This is a genomic window from Micromonospora sp. NPDC085948, assembly GCF_040686315.1.
GTDB lineage: Bacteria > Actinomycetota > Actinomycetes > Mycobacteriales > Micromonosporaceae > Micromonospora.
In genome coordinates this window covers 15,029-38,692 of sequence record NZ_JBFBJW010000013.1, presented here as the reverse complement: position 1 = coordinate 38,692, position 23,664 = coordinate 15,029, and the positions used below count along the sequence as shown (strand labels likewise).

At 71.3% G+C, this 23,664-nt stretch carries 19 protein-coding genes; 3 read left to right on the top strand and 16 right to left on the bottom strand.

The window, feature by feature from the left end; translation table 11 throughout:
- Nucleotides 1-205: 205 nt before the first annotated feature.
- On the bottom strand, nt 206-3,133 hold the full coding sequence (gene secA, locus AB0O48_RS26675; RefSeq protein WP_357242031.1) for a preprotein translocase subunit SecA: 2,928 nt from the start codon (nt 3,131-3,133) through the stop codon (nt 206-208).
- Between the two features lie 168 nt (nt 3,134-3,301).
- Between secA and AB0O48_RS26670 the strand changes: the two genes are divergently transcribed.
- Nucleotides 3,302-4,453 carry a GNAT family N-acetyltransferase gene (locus AB0O48_RS26670; protein WP_357242028.1) on the top strand — a complete coding sequence of 384 codons (1,152 nt, stop codon included), beginning with the start codon at nt 3,302-3,304 and terminating at the stop codon, nt 4,451-4,453.
- Nucleotides 4,453-5,565 (top strand): GNAT family N-acetyltransferase, encoded by a 1,113-nt coding sequence (locus tag AB0O48_RS26665; RefSeq protein WP_357242025.1) that lies wholly within the window; start codon nt 4,453-4,455, stop codon nt 5,563-5,565. Before AB0O48_RS26670 ends, AB0O48_RS26665 begins: the two co-directional genes overlap by 1 nt.
- A gap of 70 nt (nt 5,566-5,635) precedes the next feature.
- On the opposite strand, the gene raiA is transcribed toward AB0O48_RS26665, so the two are convergent.
- The 8 genes from raiA to efeU all read right to left on the bottom strand — a co-directional run bounded on the left by raiA (nt 5,636) and on the right by efeU (nt 15,090).
- The gene (raiA, locus tag AB0O48_RS26660; RefSeq protein ID WP_357242022.1) at nt 5,636-6,271 is read right to left on the bottom strand and encodes a ribosome-associated translation inhibitor RaiA; all 636 of its coding nucleotides are present in this window, start codon (nt 6,269-6,271) and stop codon (nt 5,636-5,638) included.
- A gap of 242 nt (nt 6,272-6,513) precedes the next feature.
- Nucleotides 6,514-7,215 (bottom strand): ComF family protein, encoded by a 702-nt coding sequence (locus tag AB0O48_RS26655; RefSeq protein ID WP_357572418.1) that lies wholly within the window; start codon nt 7,213-7,215, stop codon nt 6,514-6,516.
- A gap of 12 nt (nt 7,216-7,227) precedes the next feature.
- Entirely contained in the window at nt 7,228-9,042 is a 1,815-nt protein-coding gene (locus tag AB0O48_RS26650) for an LpqB family beta-propeller domain-containing protein (RefSeq protein ID WP_357242016.1), read from the bottom strand.
- Nucleotides 9,039-10,796, bottom strand: coding sequence for an MtrAB system histidine kinase MtrB (gene mtrB, locus AB0O48_RS26645; protein WP_357572417.1), 1,758 nt, complete (start codon nt 10,794-10,796; stop codon nt 9,039-9,041). Before mtrB ends, AB0O48_RS26650 begins: the two co-directional genes overlap by 4 nt.
- A 12-nt stretch (nt 10,797-10,808) precedes the next feature.
- Nucleotides 10,809-11,498 (bottom strand): MtrAB system response regulator MtrA, encoded by a 690-nt coding sequence (mtrA, locus tag AB0O48_RS26640; protein WP_110564421.1) that lies wholly within the window; start codon nt 11,496-11,498, stop codon nt 10,809-10,811.
- A 228-nt stretch (nt 11,499-11,726) separates the two neighbouring features.
- The gene (gene efeB, locus AB0O48_RS26635; RefSeq protein WP_357242010.1) at nt 11,727-13,004 is read right to left on the bottom strand and encodes an iron uptake transporter deferrochelatase/peroxidase subunit; all 1,278 of its coding nucleotides are present in this window, start codon (nt 13,002-13,004) and stop codon (nt 11,727-11,729) included.
- Between the two features lie 25 nt (nt 13,005-13,029).
- A complete protein-coding gene (gene efeO, locus AB0O48_RS26630) occupies nt 13,030-14,163 on the bottom strand; it encodes an iron uptake system protein EfeO (RefSeq protein WP_357242007.1) in 1,134 nt (377 codons plus the stop codon).
- A gap of 24 nt (nt 14,164-14,187) precedes the next feature.
- Complete coding sequence (gene efeU, locus AB0O48_RS26625) at nt 14,188-15,090, bottom strand: iron uptake transporter permease EfeU (RefSeq protein ID WP_357242004.1); 903 nt, start codon at nt 15,088-15,090, stop codon at nt 14,188-14,190.
- A 170-nt stretch (nt 15,091-15,260) separates the two neighbouring features.
- On the opposite strand from efeU, the gene AB0O48_RS26620 reads away from it, so the two are divergent.
- A complete protein-coding gene (locus AB0O48_RS26620; protein ID WP_357376384.1) occupies nt 15,261-15,419 on the top strand; it encodes a hypothetical protein in 159 nt (52 codons plus the stop codon).
- A gap of 74 nt (nt 15,420-15,493) precedes the next feature.
- Here the strand turns inward: AB0O48_RS26620 and ahcY are convergent, their stop codons facing one another.
- The 7 genes from ahcY to AB0O48_RS26585 form a co-directional block, all read right to left on the bottom strand.
- Nucleotides 15,494-16,993: an adenosylhomocysteinase gene (gene ahcY / locus AB0O48_RS26615; RefSeq protein WP_357241999.1), complete on the bottom strand. Its 1,500-nt coding sequence runs from the start codon at nt 16,991-16,993 to the stop codon at nt 15,494-15,496.
- 279 nt (nt 16,994-17,272) lie between these two features.
- Nucleotides 17,273-18,436, bottom strand: a complete 1,164-nt coding sequence (gene manA / locus AB0O48_RS26610; protein ID WP_365069009.1) for a mannose-6-phosphate isomerase, class I — start codon at nt 18,434-18,436, stop codon at nt 17,273-17,275.
- 3 nt (nt 18,437-18,439) lie between these two features.
- Complete coding sequence (locus tag AB0O48_RS26605; RefSeq protein ID WP_357241993.1) at nt 18,440-19,441, bottom strand: cation diffusion facilitator family transporter; 1,002 nt, start codon at nt 19,439-19,441, stop codon at nt 18,440-18,442.
- A 67-nt stretch (nt 19,442-19,508) separates the two neighbouring features.
- Nucleotides 19,509-20,705: an SIS domain-containing protein gene (locus AB0O48_RS26600; protein ID WP_357241990.1), complete on the bottom strand. Its 1,197-nt coding sequence runs from the start codon at nt 20,703-20,705 to the stop codon at nt 19,509-19,511.
- A complete protein-coding gene (locus AB0O48_RS26595) occupies nt 20,702-20,887 on the bottom strand; it encodes a Trm112 family protein (protein WP_091394023.1) in 186 nt (61 codons plus the stop codon). Before AB0O48_RS26595 ends, AB0O48_RS26600 begins: the two co-directional genes overlap by 4 nt.
- A gap of 94 nt (nt 20,888-20,981) precedes the next feature.
- A complete protein-coding gene (locus AB0O48_RS26590) occupies nt 20,982-22,367 on the bottom strand; it encodes a phosphomannomutase/phosphoglucomutase (protein WP_365069005.1) in 1,386 nt (461 codons plus the stop codon).
- Nucleotides 22,368-22,436: 69 nt separating this feature from the next.
- Nucleotides 22,437-23,555 carry a hypothetical protein gene (locus tag AB0O48_RS26585; RefSeq protein WP_365069003.1) on the bottom strand — a complete coding sequence of 373 codons (1,119 nt, stop codon included), beginning with the start codon at nt 23,553-23,555 and terminating at the stop codon, nt 22,437-22,439.
- Nucleotides 23,556-23,664: the final 109 nt, after the last annotated feature.

The window sequence follows — 23,664 nt, the reverse complement described above, 5'->3', positions numbered from 1 at the left end:
TCGCGTTTCAGGTAGGCGGGCCGTCAGTCGGTCGCTGACACCCCGACTTCCGTGACGTCGAGTCGATCATCGGCGCGCGGGGCAGACCCACGGACGGCCCGAAGCCTGCGATGCCGCGGCGCGGTGTGAGCGGGTGCGCGCGGGTTGGAGACGACGAACGGGTCCCGGCCTGTCTGGCCGGGACCCGTTCGTCAGGTGCTGTTGGTCAGTTGCCGCCGTTGGGGGCGCCGTGGCAGCGCTTGTACTTGCGGCCCGAGCCACACGGGCACGGCGCGTTGCGGGACGGGCCGTTGCTCGCCTCCGCCTGGTTGGCTGACGGCCGGCGGGAGGCGGCCGACGGAACCGCCGGGCCGCGCAGACCGGCCGCCGGACGTTGCGGGGCGGACGGAGCGGTCCGGCCCGGTGCCGCCGGAGCGCCCGGGGCGGGGCGGCCCACACCGAGCGCCGGAGCCTGCTGCTCGGCCTGCTCGATGACGGGAGCGCCTGGGCTGGCCTCACCGTCGATGGTGGGAGCCGAGTATTGCAGGCCCTGCCGCCGCGGTGCCTGGTTGAGGCCCTTGGCTCGGATCTCCACCGGCTTGTCCAGCAGCGCGACCTCTTCCGAGCCCGCGTCCGGCTCCGGTTCGGTCACCTGGACGTCGATGTTGTAGAGGAAGCCGACCGTCTCTTCCTTGATGCCGTCCATCATCGTGGCGAACATGTCGAAGCCCTCGCGCTGGTATTCCACCACCGGGTCGCGCTGGGCGTACGCCCGGAGGTTGATGCCCTCCTGGAGGTAGTCCATCTCGTAGAGGTGCTCGCGCCACTTCCGGTCGATGACCTGGAGCAGCACCATCCGCTCGAGCTGACGCACACCCTCGGTGCCGACCTCCTCCTCGCGCCTGTCGTACGCGGCGTTGGCGTCCTCCTTGAGGCGGGCGACCAGGAAGTCGGCGTCCATACCGGCCCGCGAGCCGCCGGCGTCCTCCTCCAACTCCTCGATCGTCACGCCGACCGGGTAGAGCTGCTTCAGGCTGGACCAGAGCTGTTCGAGGTCCCAGTCCTCGCCGTAGCCATCGGAGGTGGCCCCCCGCACGTACGCCTCGACGGTGTCGTCGATCATGTTGCGGACCTGGTCGGAGAGGTCCTCACCGTTGAGCACCCGAAGACGCTCGGCGTAGACGACCTGGCGCTGCTTGTTGAGCACCTCGTCGTACTTCAGCACGTTCTTGCGGATCTCGGCGTTCTGGCCCTCGATCTGAGCCTGGGCGCTCTTGATCTGCCGGGTGACCATCTTCGACTCGATGGGCACGTCCTCCGGGATGTTGAAGCGCTCCATCACCGCCTCGACCGCCCCGGCCCGGAACCGCCGCATCAGCTCGTCCTGCAGGGACAGGTAGAAACGGGACTCGCCCGGGTCACCCTGCCGGCCGGCGCGACCGCGCAGCTGGTTGTCGATCCGCCGGGACTCGTGCCGCTCGGTGCCCAGCACGTAGAGGCCACCGGCGGCGGAGACCTCCTCCGCCTCGACGTCGCAGGCCTGCTTCCACGTGGGAAGGACCTCCTCCATCGCCTTGGCGTACTCTTCCTCGTTTTCCAGCGGGTCGAGGCCGCGCTGGCGCAGCTCGTTCGCGGCGAGGAACTCGGGGTTGCCGCCGAGCAGGATGTCGGTGCCGCGGCCGGCCATGTTGGTGGCCACGGTGACCGCGCCCTTACGCCCGGCCTGGGCGACGATCTCGGCCTCCCGGGCGTGGAACTTGGCGTTCAGCACGTTGTGCGGGATGCCCCGTCGGCGCAGCAACTGGGAGAGGATCTCGGAGTTTTCCACCGAGACGGTGCCGACAAGCACCGGCTGGCCGAGTTGGTGCCGCTCGGCGATGTCCTCGATGACCGCGTTGAACTTGGCCTTCTCCGTCTTGTAGATGACGTCCGGCCGGTCCTCGCGAACCATCGGGCGGTGGGTCGGGATCGTCACGACGCCGACCTTGTAGACCTTGTTGAACTCGCTCGCCTCGGTCTGCGCCGTACCGGTCATCCCGGACAGCTTCTCGTAGAGGCGGAAGTAGTTCTGCAGGGTGATGGTGGCAAGAGTCTGGTTCTCCTGCTTGATCTCCACCCCCTCCTTGGCCTCGATCGCCTGGTGCATGCCCTCGTTGTAGCGGCGGCCGTGCAGGATGCGACCGGTGAACTCGTCGACGATCAGGACCTCACCGTCGCTGACGATGTAGTCCTTGTCGCGCTTGTAGAGCTCCTTGGCCTTAATGGCGTTGTTGAGGTAGCCGACCAGCGGCGTGTTCACCGACTCGTAGAGGTTGTCGATGCCGAGCCGGTCCTCGACCTTGGCGACACCCCGCTCGGTCACCGCGATGGTGCGCTTGGAGTGGTCGACCTCGTAGTCGCCCTCGCCGTCGGTGCCGGGCTGGAGCCGGGCCACGACCCCGGCGAACTCGCCGTACCAGCGGGCCGAGTGCTCGGCCGGGCCGGAGATGATCAGCGGGGTGCGGGCCTCGTCGATCAGGATGGAGTCGACCTCGTCGACCACGGCGAAGTTGTGGCCGCGCTGCACCAGCTCGTCCTTCGACCAGGCCATGTTGTCGCGCAGGTAGTCGAAGCCGAACTCGTTGTTGGTGCCGTAGGTGATGTCGCACTCGTAGGCGGCCTTGTGCTCGGTGGCCGGCCGGTTGGGCAGCACCACGCCGACGGTCAGCCCGAGGAACTCGTGCACCCGACCCATCCACGCCGCGTCACGCTGGGCGAGGTAGTCGTTGACCGTGATCACGTGCACGCCCTTGCCGGACAGCGCGTTGAGGTAGACGGCCATGACCGAGGTCAGCGTCTTGCCCTCACCGGTCTTCATCTCGGCGATGTTGCCGAAGTGCAGCGCCGCGCCGCCCATCACCTGGACGTCGTACGGACGCTGGCCGAGCACCCGGGCGGCCGCCTCGCGGGCCACCGCGAACGCCTCCGGCAGCAGGTCGTCGAGGGTCTCCCCGTCGGCCAGCCGCTCCCGGAACTGGTCGGTCATGCCGGCCAGCTCCTCGTCGGTGAGGTTGACGTAGTCGTCCTCGATCGAGGTGACGGCGGCGGCGATGGCCTTGAGCCGGCGCACCATGCGGCCCTCGCCCGCGTTAAGGACCTTTTCCAGAATCGACACGGATCAACGCTCCCCTAGACAGTCTCGAACCATCGTAGGCGCTCCATCGGCGCGATGGTCACTGGTGGCGGTGGTCGACTCCGCCGAACCCGACATAATTCGCGTCCTGCGCACCCCTCGAACGTTATCCGGTTACGCCGTCGGCGAACGGTGCGGCACGATGCACGGGTGGAGCCCGTGGAGATCATCGAGGACGGCGTGCTGCTGCGGCCCTGGCGTGGCACCGACGCCGACGCGGTATACCGGGCGTGCCAGGATCCGGACATTCAGTACTGGACCACTGTGCCACGCCCATATCGGCCCGAACACGCCCTCAGCTTCGTCACCGAGATGAGCGAGACGGCCTGGGCGGGGGGGACCAAGGCGCCGTTCGCGGTCTGCGACCCGGCGACAGGTGAACTTCTCGGCTCGTGCGGGTTGGTCTCCATCGAGCGGGACGGCACCGGCGAGGTGGGTTTCTGGACCGCCCCCTGGGCACGCGGCCGGGGCGTGATGGTCCGGGCCACCCGGGCCGTGGCCCGCTGGTCCTTCGACACCCTCGGGCTGCGCCGGCTGATCTGGCACGCCGAGGTGGGCAACCACGCCTCCCGGCTGGTGGCCCTCCGGGCCGGTTTCCGGATCGACGGCCGGCTGCGGCTGGCCAACCCGCCGACGCGGTCCGACGCGGACGGCTGGATCGGCTCGCTGCTGCCCGGCGAGGTCCCCGAGCCCGGGGCGACCGGGCCGGCCGGTCCCGGCACCCTCGCCGCCCGGCGCGCCGCGGTCTTCGGCCGCCCGCAGCCCACCCTGTTCGCCACCGTCGGGGCCGGTGAGCTGCGTCTGCGGCCGATGGAGGAGCAGGACCTGGATGCCGTGGTGGAAACCTGCCGGGACCCGGAGTCCATCCGCTGGACGACCGTGCCGGACCCGTACGAGCGGGCCGACGCGCAGGGGTTCCAGGCCTACGGCCAGGACACCTGGGCTCGGGGCCAGGCCGCCTGCTTCGTGGTCGCCGACCCGGACGACACGTACGCCGGCACGATCGCCCTACGGCTCTCCCCCACCGACGCCCTGCTGGCCGACGTCGGCTTCATGACCGCGCCGGCGGCGCGTGGCCGGGGGTACATGCCGGCCGCGCTCGTCGCGCTCAGCGCCTGGGGCTGCGCCACGCTGGGCCTGGCCCGCATCGAGTGGAAGGCGAACGTGGGCAACACCGCCTCCCGGCGGGTGGCGGAGAAGGCGGGCTTCACCTTCGAGGGGACCGCCCGGGGCGGGGTGCAGCACCGGGGCGAACGGGTCGACGCGTGGGTGGGCGCGCTGCTCGCCAGGGACCTGGTCTGATGGCCCTGCGGCAGGTCGTCGAGGCGCACGGCGTGCGGCTGCGCCCCCTTCGGGCCGAGGACGCCGCCGACGTGGTCGACGGCTGCGCGGACCCGCTGACCCAACGTTTCGTCTCGAACCTGCCCACGCCGTACAGCCGGACCGATGCCCGGTGGTGGATCGACGTCGGCGCCCCGGCGGTCTGGACCGGCGGCGGCGCGGCGTACGCCGTCGCGGACCCGGCCACCGACCGGCTGCTCGGCGCGGTGGGGCTGAGCAACCCGGTGCCCGCGCGGGGCCAGGCCGAGATCGGCTACTGGCTGCGGCCGGCGGCGCGTGGACGCGGGCTGGCCGTCGCGGCCAGTCGCGCGCTCAGCGAGCACGCGTTCGCCACCGGAACGGTTCGACTGGAGTTGCTCACCGACCCGGAGAACGGCCCGAGCCAGCGGGCCGCGCTGGCCGCCGGTTTCCGCTACGAGGGTTCGCGCCGGTCGGCCGGTTCGGGCCGCGAGGGGGGTCGACACGACCTGCTGGCCTGGGTACGCCTCGCCGACGACCCGCCCGGACCCGTCGCCCGGCTGCTGCCCGACCTGCCCGGCGGGGTGCTCACCGACCAGGTGGTGAGCCTGCGCCGGCTCGCGCCGGACGACGCCGAGCTGATGTACCGACTGCACAGTCGACCCGAGGTGGTGGCGAACCAGGCGCCGCCCGTGCCGCCGACGCGGGAGGCGATCGAGCGACGGTGTCGTCTCGCGGAGAGCGGGTGGCTGACCGGGGACATCGCCCGACTGTTGATCACGGACGTGGCCGGCGGGGAGCCGGTGGGCAGTTGCGGGCTGTCGTACACCGACGTGGCGGCCGGCGAGGCGTCGGTCGGCTACGCGTTGCTGCCCGGCTGGCGCGGCCGGGGGTACGCGACCCGGACGGTCCGGCTGCTGGCGGACTGGGCGTTCGGGCCGGCTGGTATCGCGCGGCTGACCGCTGGCACGGTGCCGGACAACACCGCGTCGCACCGCGTGTTGGAGCGGGTCGGGTTCCGGCGCGAGGCACTGCAGCGTGGCCGGCTGCCCGGGTTGGCGGGCACCCGCCTGGACGATTTGACCTTCGCGCTGCTGCCGGCGGAGCGGCGCTGACGTCGCCGGGGGTCACGGGGTTGCGCTGGGCTCCCCCAGCACAACCCCGTGACCGCGGATCGGCTGGTGGTCAGGTGGCGAGGGAGATGATGCCGTAGTCGTAGGCGTGGCGGCGGTAGACGACGCTCGGGCGGCCGGACTCCTTGTCCTGGAACAGGTAGAAGTCGTGGCCGACAAGTTCCATCTCGAACAGCGCGTCGTCGATCGTCATCGGCTCCGCCGGGTGCACCTTCTCCCGGGCGATGTGCCACGGCTGGTCGTCGTGCTCCTCCTCGACCCGCTCCGCGACGGCGGTGCCGGCGCGGGCACCGTCGAGCGACGCGCTCAGCGTGCTGGTCCCCAGGTCGGCGACCGGCAGGCCCGCGGTGGCCTCGGCGACGGAGATCGGTGCGTGCCGCCCCCGGTGTACGCGACGGCGGTCGGCCGCACGACGCAGTCGGGTGTCGAGCTTCGCGATGGCCGCGTCGAGTGCGCTGTAGAAGTCGTTCGTGCAGGCCTCGGCCCGCATCACCGGACCCTTGGAAACGCAGGTGATCTCCACCCGCTGGCAGTGTTCGGCCTGGCGCGGATTGCGCTCGTGAAACAACTCGACATCGACGCGAATCAGTTTGTGGTCGTAGCGTTCGATCTTTGCGAGTTTCTCGGCTACGTGTACCCGGTAATGGTCCGGCACTTCGACGTTTCGGCCCTTGACCACGATGTCCACGTGACCTCCCTTGTTCGGACGGTCTTCGATCCGGCAACCCGGTCGCGCGCCGTGGGGGGACCCGCTGGCGTCGACCGGCTGGTACGGCTACGCCTCCTCTCACCGCCGAGGGTGGTGGAACGACCTCCTACCCCCGACAGCGAAACGCTAACTCCTGTTGGCCCGGCAGTCACCCCAAGTTGCCGAGACTCCCAGGATTTTCGCAGCTGATACACCAACGAGTGAAACGGAAACACAGTCGGTTACGAGAAGTGTCTTTTCTGGGTCGCGGCGAGCACCGCGGCGACACTCGGCACCCATCCGGTCGCGCTCAGCACCCGGGCCGCAGCGGCCAGGGTCACGCCTGTGGTGACGATGTCGTCCAGCAGCACCACGACCGGCGCGCCCGCGGCACGCGCCCCACTCGCGGTGGCGCGCGGCCGGAACGCGGCCTCGGCCGCCGCCGCGCGCCCGGCGCTGTCCAGGCCCACCGAGTCGGGCCGGGGCAGCGCCCGCAGCGGACGGTGCACCCGCGCCGTCCAACCGCCCTGGTTGAGCCGGGCCGCGCAGTGCCGGGCCAACCGGTCCAGGTGGTCCCCGTACCGGGACCGGGCTGCCACCGCCGTGTCCGGGACCGGGACCAGCGCCACGGGACGAGCCACGCCGACCGCCGCCGCGACAACCTCGGCGAGCAGTGCGCCGAGCGGCCGGGCCAGACCGTGCCGGCCGTGGTCCTTGTACGCCAGCAGAGCCTCGCGCAGCGGACCGGCGTAGGGGCCGAGGGCGACGCAGGACGGCAGGCCCGGCGGCGCGGGCCTCGGACGGACCGACCGTGGGCGCAGCGCGCCCAGGGCTGCCACGCAGTCCGGACAGACCCCGTGCCGCAGGCCGGGCCGGCGCTCCCGACAACCCGCGCAGGTGGTGGGCAACACCAGGTCGGCGAGGTCCGCCCAGAGCCCGGTCACCACGTCACCCGGTCAGTAGAGGAAGAACGGTGCCGACGGGTTGCTCGGGCGGACACCTGCCGGGACCGGGGCGATGTCGCGTACGCGGCCGGGCTCGATCCGTTCGAAGGGGCTGCTGCGGTAGGCCACCCCGTTCGCCTCGTACATGTAGGCCCCGCTGGGCACCCGGACGATGCGGTTGGTCGGGTACGCCGTCAGGTGGTTGACCTTGGCACCGAGGTCGGTCCGCAGCGGCGTCTCCAGCGCGCCGTCGACGCTGATCTCGTAGATCGCCGGCTGACCGACGGACCCCGCCACCACCAGTTGGTCCTCGCTGCCCCAGTCGACAGCGGTGAGGGCGGTCAGCGAGGTGGCCAGCTGCCGGGGTGGGCCGATGGAGACGCCCCCGCCGTCCAGGTTCACCGCGGCGACGTAGAGCCGGCCACCGGCGATCAGCGCGACCCGCTGGCCGTCCAGCGCGGCAGCCACCGCGCTGACGTCGGCGGGCAGGTTGAGGGGCACCTGGTACATCCGCGCCGACTCGTCGAACCGGTAGAGCTGCCCGTCGGCGACGACCAGGCCGCGGCCGGGGCGTGCGTCGACGGACCGCAACCAGACCGGACGGCTCATCGAGGAGTATTCGGACGTGCTGCGGAAGGGGACGGAGACCGGCGCGGCACCCGCACCCACCGCGAGGCGGCGTCGGCCGTCGCTGCTGCCGGTGACCACCAACGCGGCGAGGATCCGCTGGTCCTTGGCCATGGCCAGGTCGGCGGAGACGATGTTGCGGTTGGCCTCGGGCGCCAGCGGCACGGTTCCGCTGAGTTCGCTGCCGAAGTCGAGCGGGTGGATGGCGCCCTCGTACAGGCCGAACCGCTGCGGGCTCTCGGCGATCGGGTAGAGCTGATCGGAGTTCCGTCGCTCGCTCAGGTCCTGTACGGGCAGCGAGTTGTTGCGGATCTTCAGCTCCAGCTCACCCGGCAGGTCCCCCAACGACCAGGCGATCTGCGTGATCAACTGGTCGATCCCATTCTGGTCGTCGCCGGACATGTCCAGGTTGATCTCCCAGCGACCGTTGCCGCCGGTGGCGTTGTTGATCAGCTCGGTGCGATCGGGCAGCCCGACGACACCCGGGCGCAACCAGTCGGAGGGACCACCGACCAGCCACTTCACCACCTCGTTGACCCGGCGCCCATCCGGCACCGCGAGCGGCCGGTAGCGCTGGTCGGGCACGAGGCGCGTGCGGTCCGAACTCCAGAAGTAGATCGACTCGTCCTGGTAGTAGCGACGGAGGGCGGCGTCGCTGAGCAGCAGCACGTTCGGCGGGTCGAAAATGTACAACCCGGCCCGCTCGTCGTTCACGGCGCCGTTCAACGCCGCGCTGCGGATCCCGAACTCGTACTCCGTCTCGGTCGCCACCGGCGGCGCCAGGATGCCGTTGGCCCGCAGGACGCCGATCTGCTGCACGGTGATCTTCACCGTGGTGGTCGAGTCGCTGTTGAGGGTGTAGACCGCCTCACGCAGCCGCACCACGTTCAGCGCGACCTCGCTGCCCTTCTTCTCCTGCAGGCGGGACTTGTGCTCCGGGGCGATGAACGCCTTGACCCGCTCGTACGCCCGATCCGGCTCTCCGGCGGCGGCGGACAGGAAGTTGCGGACGAACGCCTCGTTGACGCTGCCGCTGGCCGTTCGCGTCGGCGGCTCGTTGCCGGGACCGTTGACCGCGCCGGCCTCCGTCGCGGTCCCGCCCTTGCCGTCCACCCGCACGTCGGACGCCGCCGGGATGCCGCAGCCACCGCCCAGCAGTACCACCACGCCGAGCGCCGCGACCAGGGTCGGCCGTCTCATGAGCGCACCTCCGCCCGCTGTCCGTCCCCGGTCGGCGCCGGGTCGATCGCCAGTGCCCCGCCGGTGCCGGGCCCGATGGCCAGCGGGCCACCGTCGCGGGGACCGCCGAACGGCAGCGCGGCGTCCGCCGGCACCAGGCGCAGCGGCGAGGTGGTCAGCCGGTCTCCCGCGCGGGCCGGCAGCGTGAGCCGGAACTGCGCGCCCTGCCCGGGTGCACCCCAGGCCTCCAGCCAGCCGCCGTGCAGCCGGGCGTCCTCCAGGCTGATCGACAGGCCCAGCCCGGTGCCTCCGGTCTGCCGTGCCCGGGACGGGTCGGCTCGCCAGAACCGGTTGAACACCAACTTCTCCTCGCCCGCCTTGAGCCCCACGCCACGGTCGCGGACGGTGATCGCCACGGCGGTCTCGTCCGCGCCGAGGGTAATCAGCACCGGTCGGGCCTCGCCGTGCTCGACGGCGTTGCCGACCAGGTTGCGCAGCACCCGCTCGACCCGGCGCGGGTCGACCTCGGCGATCACCGGAGTGCCCGGCAGGTCGAGTTCGATGGGTACGCCCACCCGCTCGGCCAGGCCGCCCAGCCGGTCGACCACCCGGTGCACCACCGGCACCAGATCGGTCGGCTCGGAGTCCAGCATGGCGAAACCCGCGTCGAAGCGGCTGATCTCCAGCAGATCGGTGAGCAGTTCCTCGAAGCGGTCCAACTCGGCCTGGAGCAGTTCGGCGCTGCGCGCCACCGCCGGGTCGAACTCGTCGCGCTCGGCGAAGATCAGGTCAGCGGCCATCCGTACGGTGGTCAGCGGGGTACGCAGCTCGTGTGAGACGTCGGAGGTGAACCGACGCTGTAGTCGGGACATCTCCTCCAGGCGCAGGATCTGCCGTTGCAGGTTGGTGGCCATCTGGTTGAAGGAGGCGGCGAGCAGGGCCAGGTCGTCCTCCCCGTTGACCACCATGCGTTGGTCGAGCAGGCCGGCGGAGAGTCGCTGGGCGGTCCGTGCGGCGACCCGGACCGGGTTGACGACCAACCGGGTGACGAGCGCCGCGAGCAGCCCGAGCAGGATCACCAGGGCGACCCCGGTGGCGACGACGGTGGCTCGGGCGTCGGCGGCGGTGACGTCCTGCCGGGTCAACGGCACCAGGTAGTAGAGCTCGATCTGGCCGAAGCGGGTGGGCACCGGCGAGCCGTAGACCAGGTATTTGGTGGACTCGCCGGTGAGCCGCCCGGTGCGGATCTGGCTGGCCACCTTGCCGTCCGCGATCGTGGCCCGCAGCTCCGGGCTGATCAGCGACTGGACGTTCACCGATGGCGAGGTGCGGGTCTGGATGTCGTTCTGGTAGCCGTCGGCCGTGATCGCCACCACCACCCCGCTCGTCTGCTGGGGGTCGCCGCCGGCCAGGTAGTTGACCGTCCCGTCGATGGTCTCCTGGAGCTGCGCCTCCTGCGACTGGCCGTAGAGGGAGACCTGCTTGGCCGCGTAGCTGGCACCGCTGATCACCCGCTGTCGGACGTCGCTGCGGGCGTTGTCGAGGAGGATCGTGGTGATCTTGTCAGCGATCACGAACGCGAAACCGCCGACCAGCAGGCTGGACGCGACAAGCGTGATGGTCACGACCCGGACCTGCAGGGAGCGCCGCCAGGTCTGGTGCACGCGGCCCACCACCCGGGCGACCCGGCCGCTCACCGCGCGCCAGATCTCCCCACCGGCGCTGGGCCGGCGGGCAGCCGTGCTCGGGGAGTGTGGGGGCGGCGAGGTCGACACAGTGCGACCAGGCTATCCGGTCCCCGCCTTGTATCCCACGCCCCGCACGGTGAGGATGATTTCCGGTCGCTCCGGGTCCGGCTCGATCTTGGCGCGCAGTCGCTGGACATGCACGTTGACCAGGCGGGTGTCGGCCGCGTGCCGGTAGCCCCAGACCTGCTCCAGCAGCACCTCGCGGGTGAAGACCTGACGCGGCTTGCGGGCGAGCGCGACCAGCAGGTCGAACTCCAGCGGAGTCAGCTTCACCTCCTCGTCGTTGCGGCTGACGGTGTGCGCGGGCACGTCGATGGTGATCTGGTTGTCGGGTGGCCCGATGGTCAGCATCTCGGGGGCCACGTCCTCGCCTCGGCGCAGGCGGGCCCGCATCCGGGCGACCAGCTCCTTGGGCTTGAACGGCTTGACCACGTAGTCGTCGGCACCGGACTCCAGGCCGAGCACGACGTCCACGGTGTCGCTCTTGGCGGTCAGCATGACGATGGGCACGCCGGACTCCGCCCGAATCGACCGGGCGACGTCGATACCGCTCATACCAGGCAGCATCAGGTCGAGCAGCACGATATCGGGACGGCTGTCACGAAAGGCGGCCAACGCCCGCTCGCCGTCCGCCACGAACGAGGGCTGGAAGCCTTCGCTGCGCAACACGATGCCGAGCATCTCGGCGAGCGCGGGGTCGTCGTCGACCACCAGTACGCGGGCTCTCATGGGATTAATATTGCATCCTCGTTCGGTTCGGTGGGACCGGCGTCCGCCGGTAACGCAGGGTGCCGCCACAGAAGCGCTCGTCGCGACCCCCGGCGGCGGCGCCACGGGCTGCGGTGCCCGGCACAGGATGAGGACTCCGGCCCAGGCTGCCACCATGATCCCCCTTCGACGGCACCCGGCGCCACCGCAGCCGCGGCCGGGGCCGGCTGTCGCCAACCTGACCCCGGGTCAGCCGAAGAGCGCGCGCCCCCAGTGGTCGCCGCCGTCGCGTACCCCGGGCGGGCAGGCGAACACGCCGCTGGAGACGTGCCGCAGGTACTCGTTCAGCACGTCGTGCCGCGCCAACTGGGTCTGGATCGGCACGAACTGGCGGCGCGGGTCGCGCTGGTAGGCGATGAAGAAGAGGCCCGCGTCGAGCCGGCCGAGGCCGTCCGAGCCGTCGACGAAGTTGTAGCCCCGGCGCAGCAGTTGGGCGCCGTTGTTGCGGCTCGGGTGGGCCAGCGTCACGTGCGCGTGCTCGGCGATCACCGGCTTGCCGTCCGCGCCGCGCGCGGTGAAGTCCGGCTCGTCGAACTCGTCGGTCCGGCCGAGGGGGGCGCCACTGCCCTTGGTCCGGCCGACGATCTCCTCCTGCTCGGCCAGGGAGGTCCGGTCCCAGGTCTCCACCAGCATCCGGATCTTGCGGGTCACCAGGTACGAGCCGCCCGTCATCCAGTCCGGCCCGTCACCCGGCTGCACCCACAACTGGTCGCGCAGCAGCTCGGTGTCCTCGGCCTTGAGGTTGGCCGTACCGTCCTTGAACCCGAACAGGTTGCGCGCGGTGGCCTGGTCACGGGAGGTCGAGGAGGTACGCCCGAAGCCGAGCTGCGACCAGCGGACGCTCACCACACCCATGCCGAGCCGGGCCAGGTTGCGGATCGCGTGTACGGCGACCTGCGGATCGTTGGCGCACGCCTGCACGCAGAGGTCACCGCCGGAGAGCTGCGCCTGTAGGGCGTCGCCGGGGAACTTCGGCAGCTCGGACAGGGCGGCGGGCCGCCGGTCGGCGATGCCGAAGCGGTCCCGCCCGTCGGCGTCGCGGAACAACGTCGGTCCGAAGCCGATCGTGAGGGTGAGCTGCGACGGGGGCAGACCGAGCGCCTCGCCGGTGTCGTCCGGTGGGGCCTCCGGCATCCCGCCGACCGCGCCGAGGATGCCGGCGTCCCGTCCCGCGGTCATCCGGGCGGCGGCGGCCGTCCACTCCTCGAGCAGCTCGACCAGCCGGGCGCGATCCTTCGTGATCACGTCGAAGGCGACGAAGTGCAGCCGGTCCTGGGCCGGGGTGACGATGCCGGCCTGGTGCTCACCGTGGAACGGCACCGCCCCGGCCGGGTGGTCGCTCGCCGCGGCCGGACCGTGGGCGCCGTTCAGCAGCGCCCCCGCGCCGGCCGCCACTCCGGCGACCCCGGCCACCCCGGCGCCGGCCAGGGTGATCGCCCGGCGCCGGGTCAATCTGCTCCCACTCATCGACTCGACTCCTTCTGCCGAAAGGTCACTTCGCGACGGCTGCGGCGACCTTGCTGATCGGCTCGGCGAGCGCGTTGATCCCGTCGGAGAGATCCTTGAGCTCGGCCTTGCTCAGTGCGGTGTGCAGCTTCCACCCGTCGCCGTCGCGGTGCTTGCCGAGCAGCGCCTCGACGTTCGTGAACTCGGTGTCCAACTGCGTGACCAGCTCCGGCGAGCGCTGCTGCAGGGCCGGGCGGAGGGCGGAGACGGCGGCCTTGGAACCTTCGAGGTTGGCGGCGAAGTCCCACAGGTCGGTGTGCGAGTAGCGGTCCTCCTCGCCGGTGATCTTGCCGCTGGCCACCTCGTCGAGCAGTTCCTTGGCACCGTTGGCGAGTTGGAGCGGGGAGAGCTTCTCCGCGTTGGCCTTGGTCACGATCTCCTTGACGTCCGCCAGCAGGCGGTCGGCGATCGGGCCGTCCTTGCTGATGTCACCCGACTGCCAGAGGTCCTTCTCGATCCGGTGGAAGCCGGTGAACTCCATCCCCTCCTCGATGACCTCCTCGCGGCCATCGATCTTGGGGTCGAGGTCGCCGAAGATCTCGGCCACCGGCTCGATCCGCTCCCAGTAGGTGCGGGCGACCGGGTAGAGCGTCTTGGACTTCGCCACGTCGCCAGCCTTGACCGCGCTGACGAACTCCTCGGTCTTGTCCAGCAGCGCGTCGGTCTGGCTCTTGACGTAGCGCTGGTAGTTCTCGGCCGCGCCGGCCAACGCGGCGTCGGCGGTGAGCGGCTGCGCCGACCCGCTGACCTTGAGCGCACCCCGGATGCCCTTGCCGCTCATCCCGGGCTTGCAGGCCGTCTGGTAGGTGCCGGCCGGCAACTCCACGTGCAGCTCACGGCTCAGCCCCGGGGCGATGTTCTCCACCTCGCCCATGACGCGGTCGCCGTCGGCGTACACGTAGAACTCGGTCACCTTCGCGCCGGAGTTGGTGATCTTGAAGGTGGCGGTGCCGGCGCCCAGGTCGGTGGTGCCGACCTCACAGGCGGTGTCGTTGGCCTTGACCACGATCGGTCCGCCGGACGCGGCCGGGTCACCCTTGTCGGAGTCGGAGCAGGCGGCCAGACCGGCCGTCGCCAGCACGCCGACGGCGGCCAGCGCGAAAAATCGGGTGGTACGCATCTGAGCTGTCTCTCCTCGTGGGGGTCAGGCACGCTGCGGCGTGGCTGCCGCCTCGGCCTCGGCCTCGGTGCCGGTGTCGGCTCCGCGCTCGGTGACTGTGGTGGTCGCGGCGGGTGCCGGCTTGCGGCGGGCCGGTCGCAGGAAGAGCAGAAGGACCGGCACGGCGTACCCGATCCAGGCGATCGTCTCCAGCACGGTGGGCGCGGGCGTCACGTTGAACATGCCGGCGAGCAGGGCCGCGTACCAGGTGGTCGGGTCGAGCGCCCCGGTGATGTCGAAGGCCAGGTCGTTCAGGCCGGGCAGGACGCCAGCCTCCTGGAAGTCGTGGACGCCGTACTTGAGGATGCCGGCGGCCACCAGGATCAGCAGCGCGCCGGTCCAGGTGAAGAACCTGGTGAGGTTGATCCGCAGGGCGCTGGCGGAGAGCAGCGCGCCGAGCACCACGGCGGTGACGATGCCGCCGATCAACGCGAGCAGCGGCCCGCTGTCACCGGCCGCGCCCTGGGCGGCCGAGTAGAAGATCAGCGCGGTTTCCATACCCTCCCGGATCACCGCGAGGAAGGCCATGCCGGCGACCGCGAACGAGCCGACGGCGAGCGCCTCGGTCAGCTTTCCCCGCAACTCGCCGGCGATGGTCCGGGCCGCCCGGCGCATCCAGAAGATCATCCAGGTGACGAAGACCACGGCGGCGACCGAGGTGATCGCCTCGAACAGCTCCCGGTCCTCGTAGCGCGAGAACAGCGAGGTCGACGTGTACTCGATCAGCCAGCCGAAGAGCACCGACAGCGCCACGGCCAGGCCGACGCCCGCCCAGACCTGCGGCAGCCGGTCCCGGCGCTGCGACTTCACCAGGAAGGCGACCAGGATGCTGACCACCAGGGTGGCTTCCAGACCCTCCCGCAGGCCGATCAGGTAGGTGGCGAACATCCGGGCTCCGAGTTCATCAGGTACGCCTCAACCAACTTAGGGCAGGCATACCTTGCTCCCTGCCCAGGAGCCTCGTCAAGTCGTACACGACAAGCTCACTCGACCCCTGCGCCGCAGGCCAGGCCGGTCGGCGACGGACACCGCCCTTCGACTGTGGCAGGATGCCCGCCGTGAAGGGATTCCTGCCGTGGCTGGCGGTGCTGGCCGTGGTCCTGCTGCTCAGCGCGCTGCGCCTGCGGGCGCTGGCCACAGTCGTGTCCCTCGCCTGGCTGGCCTGGTGCGTGTGGACGTGGTTCCGCCCCACCCGCCGCGACTCCCGTTCGGGCTGACCCCGCCGACTCCGGGCGGAAGACGACGAACCGGGCCGGCTGCGAACAGCCGACCCGGTCCGGACGTGCGTTGATCAGTAGCGGTAGTGATCCGGCTTGAACGGACCCTCGGTCGAGACACCCAGGTACGCGGCCTGCTCCTTGGTCAGCGTGCTCAGCTTGGCGCCGAGCGCGCCCAGGTGCAGCCGGGCCACCTTCTCGTCCAGGTGCTTGGGCAGCACGTAGACGCCGATCGGGTATTCCTCGGTCTTGGTGAACAGCTCGATCTGGGCGATCGTCTGGTTGGCGAACGAGTTCGACATCACGAAGCTCGGGTGCCCGGTCGCGTTGCCCAGGTTCAGCAGGCGACCCTCGGAGAGCACGATGATGGCGTGCCCGTCGGCGAACCGCCACAGGTCGACCTGCGGCTTGATGTTGATCCGCTCCACGTCGGAACGCTTGGCCAGACCGGCCATGTCGATCTCGTTGTCGAAGTGGCCGATGTTGCCGACGATGGCCTGGTGCTTCATCCGGGCCATGTGCTCGTTGGTGATGACGTCGAAGCAACCGGTGGCGGTGATGAAGATGTCCGCCTGCTCGACCACGTCGTCCAGGGTGGCGACCTGGTAGCCGTCCATCGCGGCCTGCAACGCGCAGATCGGGTCGACCTCGGTCACCACGACCCGGGCGCCCTGGCCGCGCAACGACTCGGCGCACCCCTTGCCCACGTCGCCGTAGCCCATGACGACGGCCATCTTGCCGCCGATCAGCACGTCGGTGGCCCGGTTGATGCCGTCGATCAGCGAGTGCCGGCAACCGTACTTGTTGTCGAACTTGCTCTTGGTCACCGAGTCGTTGACGTTGATGGCCGGGAAGAGCAGGGTGCCCGCACGGTGCATCTCGTAGAGCCGGTGCACGCCGGTGGTGGTCTCCTCGGTCACGCCCTTGATGCCGGCGGAGATCCGGGTCCAGCGCTGGCCGTCCTCACCGAGCGAGCGGTGCAGCAACTCCAGGATGACCGCGTACTCCTCGGAGTCGGCGGACTCGACCGGCGGGACCGCCCCGGCCTTCTCGAACTCGGTGCCCTTGTGCACGAGCAGGGTGGCGTCGCCACCGTCGTCGAGGATCATGTTGGGGCCCTGCCCGTCCGGCCAGGCGAGCACCTGCTCGGTGCACCACCAGTATTCCGGGAGGGTCTCGCCCTTCCACGCGTACACCGGGACGCCGGCGGGGGCGTCGGCGGTGCCGTTCGGGCCGACGACGATCGCCGCGGCGGCGTGGTCCTGGGTGGAGAAGATGTTGCAGGAAGCCCAGCGCACCTGCGCGCCGAGGGCGACCAGCGTCTCGATCAGGACGGCGGTCTGGATGGTCATGTGCAGCGAGCCGGTTATCCGCGCGCCGGCGAGCGGCTGCGCCTCGGCGAACTCACGGCGAATCGCCATCAGGCCGGGCATCTCGTGCTCGGCGAGCTGGATCTCCTTACGCCCGAACTCGGCGAGCGACAGATCCGCCACCTTGAAGTCGCCTTCGGCGAGGGTGCTTGGCCGGGCCTCGGACGGCGTACCGCTGGGGGACGCCGGGAGGGTGCTGGTCATGAAAGCTCCTGTCGAACGATGTCTACGCCGACCCTTCACCTTACGCGCGCCGTCACCACCTGTCCGGCACGGTCCACGGACAGCGCACGGGGCGGTCGGTGATGAGCGGACTTTCCCGCCCACGTCCCGCCCGCCCCGTGCATCCCCCCGGTTTGGTTCCCCGCACGTTCTCGGACCGTCGTCGCGATAACGCTGCGTACTCATAGAGTCACACTCAGGCAACTTGCCGTCAAGCTATTCCGGAAAAGTCGGACTTGTGTCGTCGTTGGCGCGGACGGGTCAGCGCAATCCGGAGGTCGCCACGTACGCCTCGCCGTCACCGCTGATCCGCAGCGGCTCGCCGGCCGCGGTGCCGATCGCCGCCTCGCCGGACGCCAGCGTCACCGCACCGGCGCCGTCGTCCACGGTGACCGCGCCACCGGCGCAGAGCACCACCCGGGGGCCGGGCAACGGCAGTGTGACCAAGGGCACCGCCGCGCCCACCCGCACCCGGTGCAGCGCGAAATCATCCACCGGCACCGGCCAACACTCGACACCCGGACCCACCGGCAGCGCAGCTCGCACCGGCTCGTCGAGCACCTCGAAGCGAAGCACCCGCAGCAACTCGTCGACGTCCACCCGCTTCGGGGTCAGCCCACCCCGGAGCACGTTGTCGCTGGCCGCCATGATCTCCACGCCACAGCCACTCAGGTAGGCGTGCAGGTTGCCGGCGGGCATCCAGATCGCCTCCCCCGGCACCAGCCGCAGGTGGTGCAGCAGCAACGCCACCAGCACGCCCGGATCCGCCGGGTACGCCGTGGCCAGCCGGCGGGCCAACTCCGCGTCCGGGCCGTCGACCGGCGCTGCCGTCACCGAGGCCAGCAGCTCGGGACGCTCGGCGACCGGCCAGCCGAGCAGCGTCCGCACCGCCGTGCGCAACCCCGGCGGCCCGGCCCGCAACGCGGCGACCACCGGCGCCAACTCCGGTACACCGAACGCGGCGAGCGCCTCGGCCGACTCCACCGGATCCCGAAAACCGCACAGCGCTTCGAACGGCGTGAGTGCGACGAGCAACTCCGGCTTGTGGTGCGGGTCGGAATAGTTGCGCTGTCCCTCGGGACGCCCGGCCTCGGCCGCGTAGCCCGCCCGCGCCTGTTCGGCGTCCGGGTGGGCCTGCAGACTCAGCGGAGCATCGGCGGCGAGCACCTTGAGCAGGAACGGCAGCCGGCCGCCGAATCGCTCGGAGACCCGCTGACCGAGCCACTGCCCCGGCTCGTCCCGCACCAGGTCGCAGAGGCTCACCCGCAGGCCGGAGCGGTCCACTCTGGCCGGAGCGCCCGGGTGGGCGCCCAGCCACAGCTCCGCCTCCGGCCCCGTGCTGGGCACCACCCGACCCTGCAGGAGTGCGAGGGCCGAGCGGGAACCCCAGGCGTAGTCGCGAATCGGTCCGTAGAGTGGCTCCACAGGTCAGCCCCCGGGCCGCCCGGCCGCCTCGCCCGAGGCGTCCTGCGGCACGGCCGTGTCGGCCGCCGCGCCGGTGCCGGCCTCGGCGGCGGCGGCACTGTAGACGTCCGGCTCCAGGTAGATCACCCGGGCGATCGGCACCGCGGCGCGAATCCGCGCCTCCACGGCGTTGATGCCCCGCGCGAGGTCGTGGGCGCTCTCCCACTCCGGAACGGCGATCTTGGCGGCCACCATCAGCTCTTCCGGGCCCAGGTAGAGCGTCTTCATGTGGATGATCCGCTCCACCTCGGGGCCGTCGGTGACGGCCCGCTCGATGGTGGCCAGGTCGGACGCCTCGGCGCCCTCACCGAGCAGCAGGCTCTTCGTCTCGATGGCCAGGACCACGGCGATGACGACAAGCAGGATGCCGATCATCGCGGTGCCCGCGGCGTCCCACCGGCCGTTGCCGGTGATCAGCGTCAGGCCGACACCGAACAGCGCGAACACCAGACCGACGAGCGCGCCGAAGTCCTCCAGGAGCACCACCGGCAACTCCGGCGCCTTGGCGCGGCGGATGAAACGCACCCAGGACTGGTTGCCCCGGACGTGGTTGGACTCCTTGATGGCGGTCCGGAAGGAGAACGACTCCATGATGATCGCCGCTACCAGCACGATCACCGGCACCGCGTGCCACTTGGTGATGCCGTGTGGGTGCGCCCACTTGTGGTAGGCCTCGTAGAGGGCGAACAGGCCACCGATGCTGAACAGCACGATGGACACGATGAACGCGTAGATGTAGCGCTCCCGGCCGTACCCGAACGGGTGCTCCGGGGTGGCCGCCCGCTTAGCCCGCTTGCCGCCGAGCAGCAGGAGGCCCTGGTTGCCGGAGTCGGCGACCGAGTGGACCGACTCGGCCAGCATCGACGACGAGCCGGTCAGCAGGAACGCTGCGAACTTGGTGACGGCGATGCCGATGTTGGCCAGCAGGGCGGCGACAATCGCCTTCGTCCCACCGTTCGCGCTCATGCCACCGCTCCGCTTCGCCGCACGAAGCCAACCGGTCCGCGCATGACGCACCGCCCCCTACGTTCGTTCACTGGTTCGACAGCTCCTTCATCTCGGTGATGGCCGGTACGGCCATCGGGTCCAGCCCGTGTGCCAGAGCGAGGTAGATCGAGGCGAAATCCGGGACCGCGATCAGCGAGGCCAGCCGCTCCAGGGCAGAGCCGCCCTCGGCCGTCACCACGTCGCACCGCACGCCACGGCGCTCGGCGAGGGTCTGCACCGCGTCCGCGCGGCGCTCCTCGACGGCCAGCGGCTCGTCGGTGTCGTCCTCGGCGTTGAGCCCGCCGTCGCGCAGCAGCACGAGCCGCAGCCGGGTGCCCTCGCCGTCGTCCTCCGCCCGGTCGGCGAAGATGTCCCGCTCGCCCTCGGCCAGGCCGCCGAAGACGCCGTCGAGCAGCCCGACCCGGCCCCGGCCGGCCTCGCCGAGCGCCCCGGTGACCACCGGGTAGCGGGCGTTGGCCGACAGGGTGTCGCCGAACCGGCGGGCGGCCACGGTGGCCAGCGGGGACGAACCCCAGACGATCGGGATCGAGCCGGCCAGGCCCAGGGCCAGCGACTTCGCCGGGTTGACGAAGGACTCCGCGGCGGAACGGCAGCGGTCGGCGTCCGCGTCGAGCCGGGCCGCGGTCTCCGCCAGGTCCGCCTCGTTGACCTTCACGAGCCCGAGCGAACGAGCCGCGAGCAGGACCGGAATGGTGAGCGCCCAGAGGCTGGCTCGGGCCGGGGCACGCCGGGGCACCGGAATGAACGGCGCCCGGGCCTGCTCGGCGATCGACTGCAACTGCGAGTCGGGGGCACCCACGGCGACCAGCCGGGCACCCCGCCGGTGCGCCGCCTCGGCCGCGCCGAGCGCCTCCGGGCTACGACCGGACGCGCTCACCGCGATCACCACGTCCGCCGCGCCCACCCAGCCGGGTACGCCCGCGCTGCGGTGCCCGATGATCGGGACCGGGCAGCGCGGACCGGCGACAGTGGCCAACACGTCCCCGGTACGCCCCGCGGTGCCGATACCGGCGATGACGACGGCTCGGGGACGCCCGTCGTCGGCGAGGACCGCCAGGTTCGCCTCGGCGGCCAGAGCCGCGCTCTCGCGAACCTGCGCACCGGCCGACGCCGTGTGCCGGAGCATGCCGCCCGGGTCGTGCTCGGCCAGCGCCTCCGGGTTGTCGAGCAGGGCCTCGTCGGCGTCGCGACGACCGCTGACCCCGGCCGTACCGTCGATCATGAGGACTGCCCCGGGCCGCCGCGCGCCTCGTCGAGCAGCAGCACCGGCACGTCGTCGCGGACCTCGAAGATCCGGCCACACTCCGTGCAGGTGAGCGTCTGCGCCTCGGCGTCGTAGGTGAGCGGGGCGTGGTGCGTGTCCGGACAGGCGAGAATCTCGAGCAACTGCGGATCCAGGGCCATGGCACGGCTCCTTCCACGTGTGCGGCTTGACCGGCGGCGGTACCGACCGGGTGTGCGGCTTGACCGGCGGCGGTGCCGACCGGCGCAGGCGATCTTATCGGCGAACGCGGTCGAGCACGTCGTCCCGGAGCGAGACCATCCGCTCGCGGGTAGGCGCCTCGACGTTGAGCCGCAGCAGCGGCTCGGTGTTGGAGGCGCGCAGGTTGAACCACGCGCCGTCGGGGAACCGCAGAGTGAGGCCGTCCATCTCGTCGGTCACCGCGTCGGGGTACGCGGCCCGCACCTCGGCCACCGCCGCCGCCTGGTCGGCCACCGTCGAGTTGATCTCGCCGGAGGCGATGTAGCGCTCGTACTCGCCGGCCAGCACGGACAGCGGCAGCGACTGCTCGCCCAGCGCGGCCAGGGTGTGCATCGCCGCGAGCATCCCGGTGTCGGCGAACCAGAAGTCCCGGAAGTAGTAGTGCGCGGAGTGCTCGCCGCCAAAGACAGCGTTGGTCCGGGCCATCTCCGCCTTGATGAAGGAGTGCCCGACCCGGGCGACGACGGGCTTCCCACCGTGCTCACGGATGATCTCCGCGACCGCGCTGGAGGTGATCAGGCCGTGGATCACTGTGGAGCCGGGGTGCTTGGCCAACTCCCGTGCGGCGACGAGGGCGGTGATCGCCGACGGCGAGACCGGCTCGCCACGCTCGTCCACCACGAAGCACCTGTCGGCGTCACCGTCGAAGGCCAACCCGATGTCGGCCCCGTGCTCCACCACCGCGCGCTGGAGGTCGACCAGGTTCGCCGGATCCAGTGGGTTGGCCTCGTGGTTGGGGAAGGTGCCGTCCAACTCGAAGTAGAGCGGAACGATCTCCAGCGGCAGCGGCGACAGAGCGGCGTCGCCCAGCACGGTGGGGACGGTGAAGCCACCCATCCCGTTGCCGGCGTCGACGACGACCTTCAACGGCCGGATGCCCGAGAGGTCGACCAGCTTGCGCAGGTAGCCGGCATAGTCGGGCAGCAGGTCGCGCCGCTCGGCCGGCCGGGTGGGCGTACCGGCGGGGCGGGCCTCGCCCGAGTCCAGCAGCGCCTGGGCCCGCTCCCGGATCTCCGCCAGACCACTCTCCTGGCCGATCGGGCGCGCGCCGGAGCGGCACATCTTGATGCCGTTGTACTGGGCGGGGTTGTGGCTGGCGGTGAACATCGCGCCGGGCAGGTCGAGCGAGCCGGAGGCGAAGTAGAGCAGGTCGGTGGAGGCCAGCCCGATCTCGATCACCGAGCGGCCCTCGGCCCGTACGCCGGCGGCGAACGCGGCGGCCAGTCCGGGCGAGGTGGCGCGCATGTCGTACCCGACGACCACCGCGTCACCCGGCTCCTCGGTGGCGTTGAGCAGCTGCGTGAACGCGGCTCCCAGCGCCTCGGCGACCCGTTCGTCCCACTGGTCCGGCACCGTCCCTCGGACGTCGTACGCCTTCACAATCTGGGACAGATCAGACACGTGTTCCACTCCTTGGCCGCAGGTAGACACCGAGCCTGAGCGTAACGGAGGGCCGGGGTCGAGCCCCGCTCAGCCGGGGAGCCGGGGCATGATCACCGTGCGACCACCATCGTCGGGGGGCGGATCCCCGGGCGGTTGGCGGTTTTCCGGCGCTCCCGGCATCGGCTGCGTCGCCTCCGGGGGCGCACCTGCTGCGGGCCGAGCACCGTAGACGCCACCGGCGGCCGGGGGCGGGGACGGCACAGCACCCGGACCCGCGGCCGGGCGCGGGAATGGCATGGCGCCCGGGCGTGGGAGTGGCGCGGCGCCCGGACCGGCGGGCGGCGGCTGCTGGCCGTACACCTGGCCAGGGCGACCGGGCGTGGCCGGCGACCCACCGCCGGCCCGGTAGGTGGTGCCGCCGGGGTTGCCCGGCAGCGTGCCGGTCGGCTCGTCGGACGGCCGGCGATCCTGGCGCGAGCGACGGAACAGCAGCACGATGAGCAGCAACCCGATCGCCACCATGACGATGCCGAAGATCATCACCGGCGAGGTGCCGGACGAGGCCGCGGCGGCCGCCGAGGTGTCCGGCGCACCAGAGGTGCCGGCCAGCGCGGCCGGCGTCACCGCGTCGTCGACAATCGCGACGTCGGTCGGACTCGGGGTGGGCGTCGCCTTCTTCGACGGCGTCGGCGAGGGGGTGACCCGCGCGCCGTTCACCTTCGCCGTGTCGCTGCCCCGGCCGAGCTCCAGACCGGCCGCGTTGAAGCCCACGCCGATCACGATGAGCCGGCCACCCGGGACAGCCGCATCGAAGGTCACCCGGTACCGCACGGTGATGCCCTTGCCCTTGCACAGGGTGGGCTTCAAAGGCGTCGTCTGCACGGTCCCCACGTTGCCGCCACCGCCGCTCACCGCCACCGGGAGCCACTGCCTGCCCGCGTTGACCTCGACCTTCACCTGGTCCGGCTGGAGACCCCCCAGGTTGAGAACCACTCCGGTACGCAGCAGGACGCAGCCGTCGGTGCGCTTGCGCACCGCCACGTTCACCCCCTGGGCGGAACCACCGGCGGTGAAGCTGCTGGCCGCACCCACCCGGACCGAGTCGCCTTCGGCCAGCGCGGGCGACGCGCCGAGCATCACCAGGCCGCCCACCAGACCGCAGACCGCCGCGAGCCGTGCCGCGCGTCGACGCACCGTCATGATCACCTCGCCGTCTCCCCGGGTGGGGTCCGCGGGCCAGGCTACTACCGCCCCATCCACCCCGCCGGTCACAGAGCGGCCCGGACGTGTGCCGCGTTACGGTTTCGGACCCGGC

Bases quoted from the DNA above. Each gene is read 5' to 3' on its own strand.
- AB0O48_RS26665 (WP_357242025.1), top strand. From the start codon at position 4,453: ATGGCCCTGCGGCAGGTCGTCGAGGCGCACGGCGTGCGGCTGCGCCCC.
- mtrA (WP_110564421.1), bottom strand. From the start codon at position 11,498: ATGAGAGCCCGCGTACTGGTGGTCGACGACGACCCCGCGCTCGCCGAG.
- AB0O48_RS26595 (WP_091394023.1), bottom strand. From the start codon at position 20,887: ATGGCCCTGGATCCGCAGTTGCTCGAGATTCTCGCCTGTCCGGACACG.
- AB0O48_RS26650 (WP_357242016.1), bottom strand. From the start codon at position 9,042: ATGAGACGGCCGACCCTGGTCGCGGCGCTCGGCGTGGTGGTACTGCTG.
- AB0O48_RS26600 (WP_357241990.1), bottom strand. From the start codon at position 20,705: ATGATCGACGGTACGGCCGGGGTCAGCGGTCGTCGCGACGCCGACGAG.
- ahcY (WP_357241999.1), bottom strand. From the start codon at position 16,993: ATGACCAGCACCCTCCCGGCGTCCCCCAGCGGTACGCCGTCCGAGGCC.
- efeB (WP_357242010.1), bottom strand. From the start codon at position 13,004: ATGAGTGGGAGCAGATTGACCCGGCGCCGGGCGATCACCCTGGCCGGC.
- efeU (WP_357242004.1), bottom strand. From the start codon at position 15,090: ATGTTCGCCACCTACCTGATCGGCCTGCGGGAGGGTCTGGAAGCCACC.
- efeO (WP_357242007.1), bottom strand. From the start codon at position 14,163: ATGCGTACCACCCGATTTTTCGCGCTGGCCGCCGTCGGCGTGCTGGCG.
- AB0O48_RS26605 (WP_357241993.1), bottom strand. From the start codon at position 19,441: ATGAGCGCGAACGGTGGGACGAAGGCGATTGTCGCCGCCCTGCTGGCC.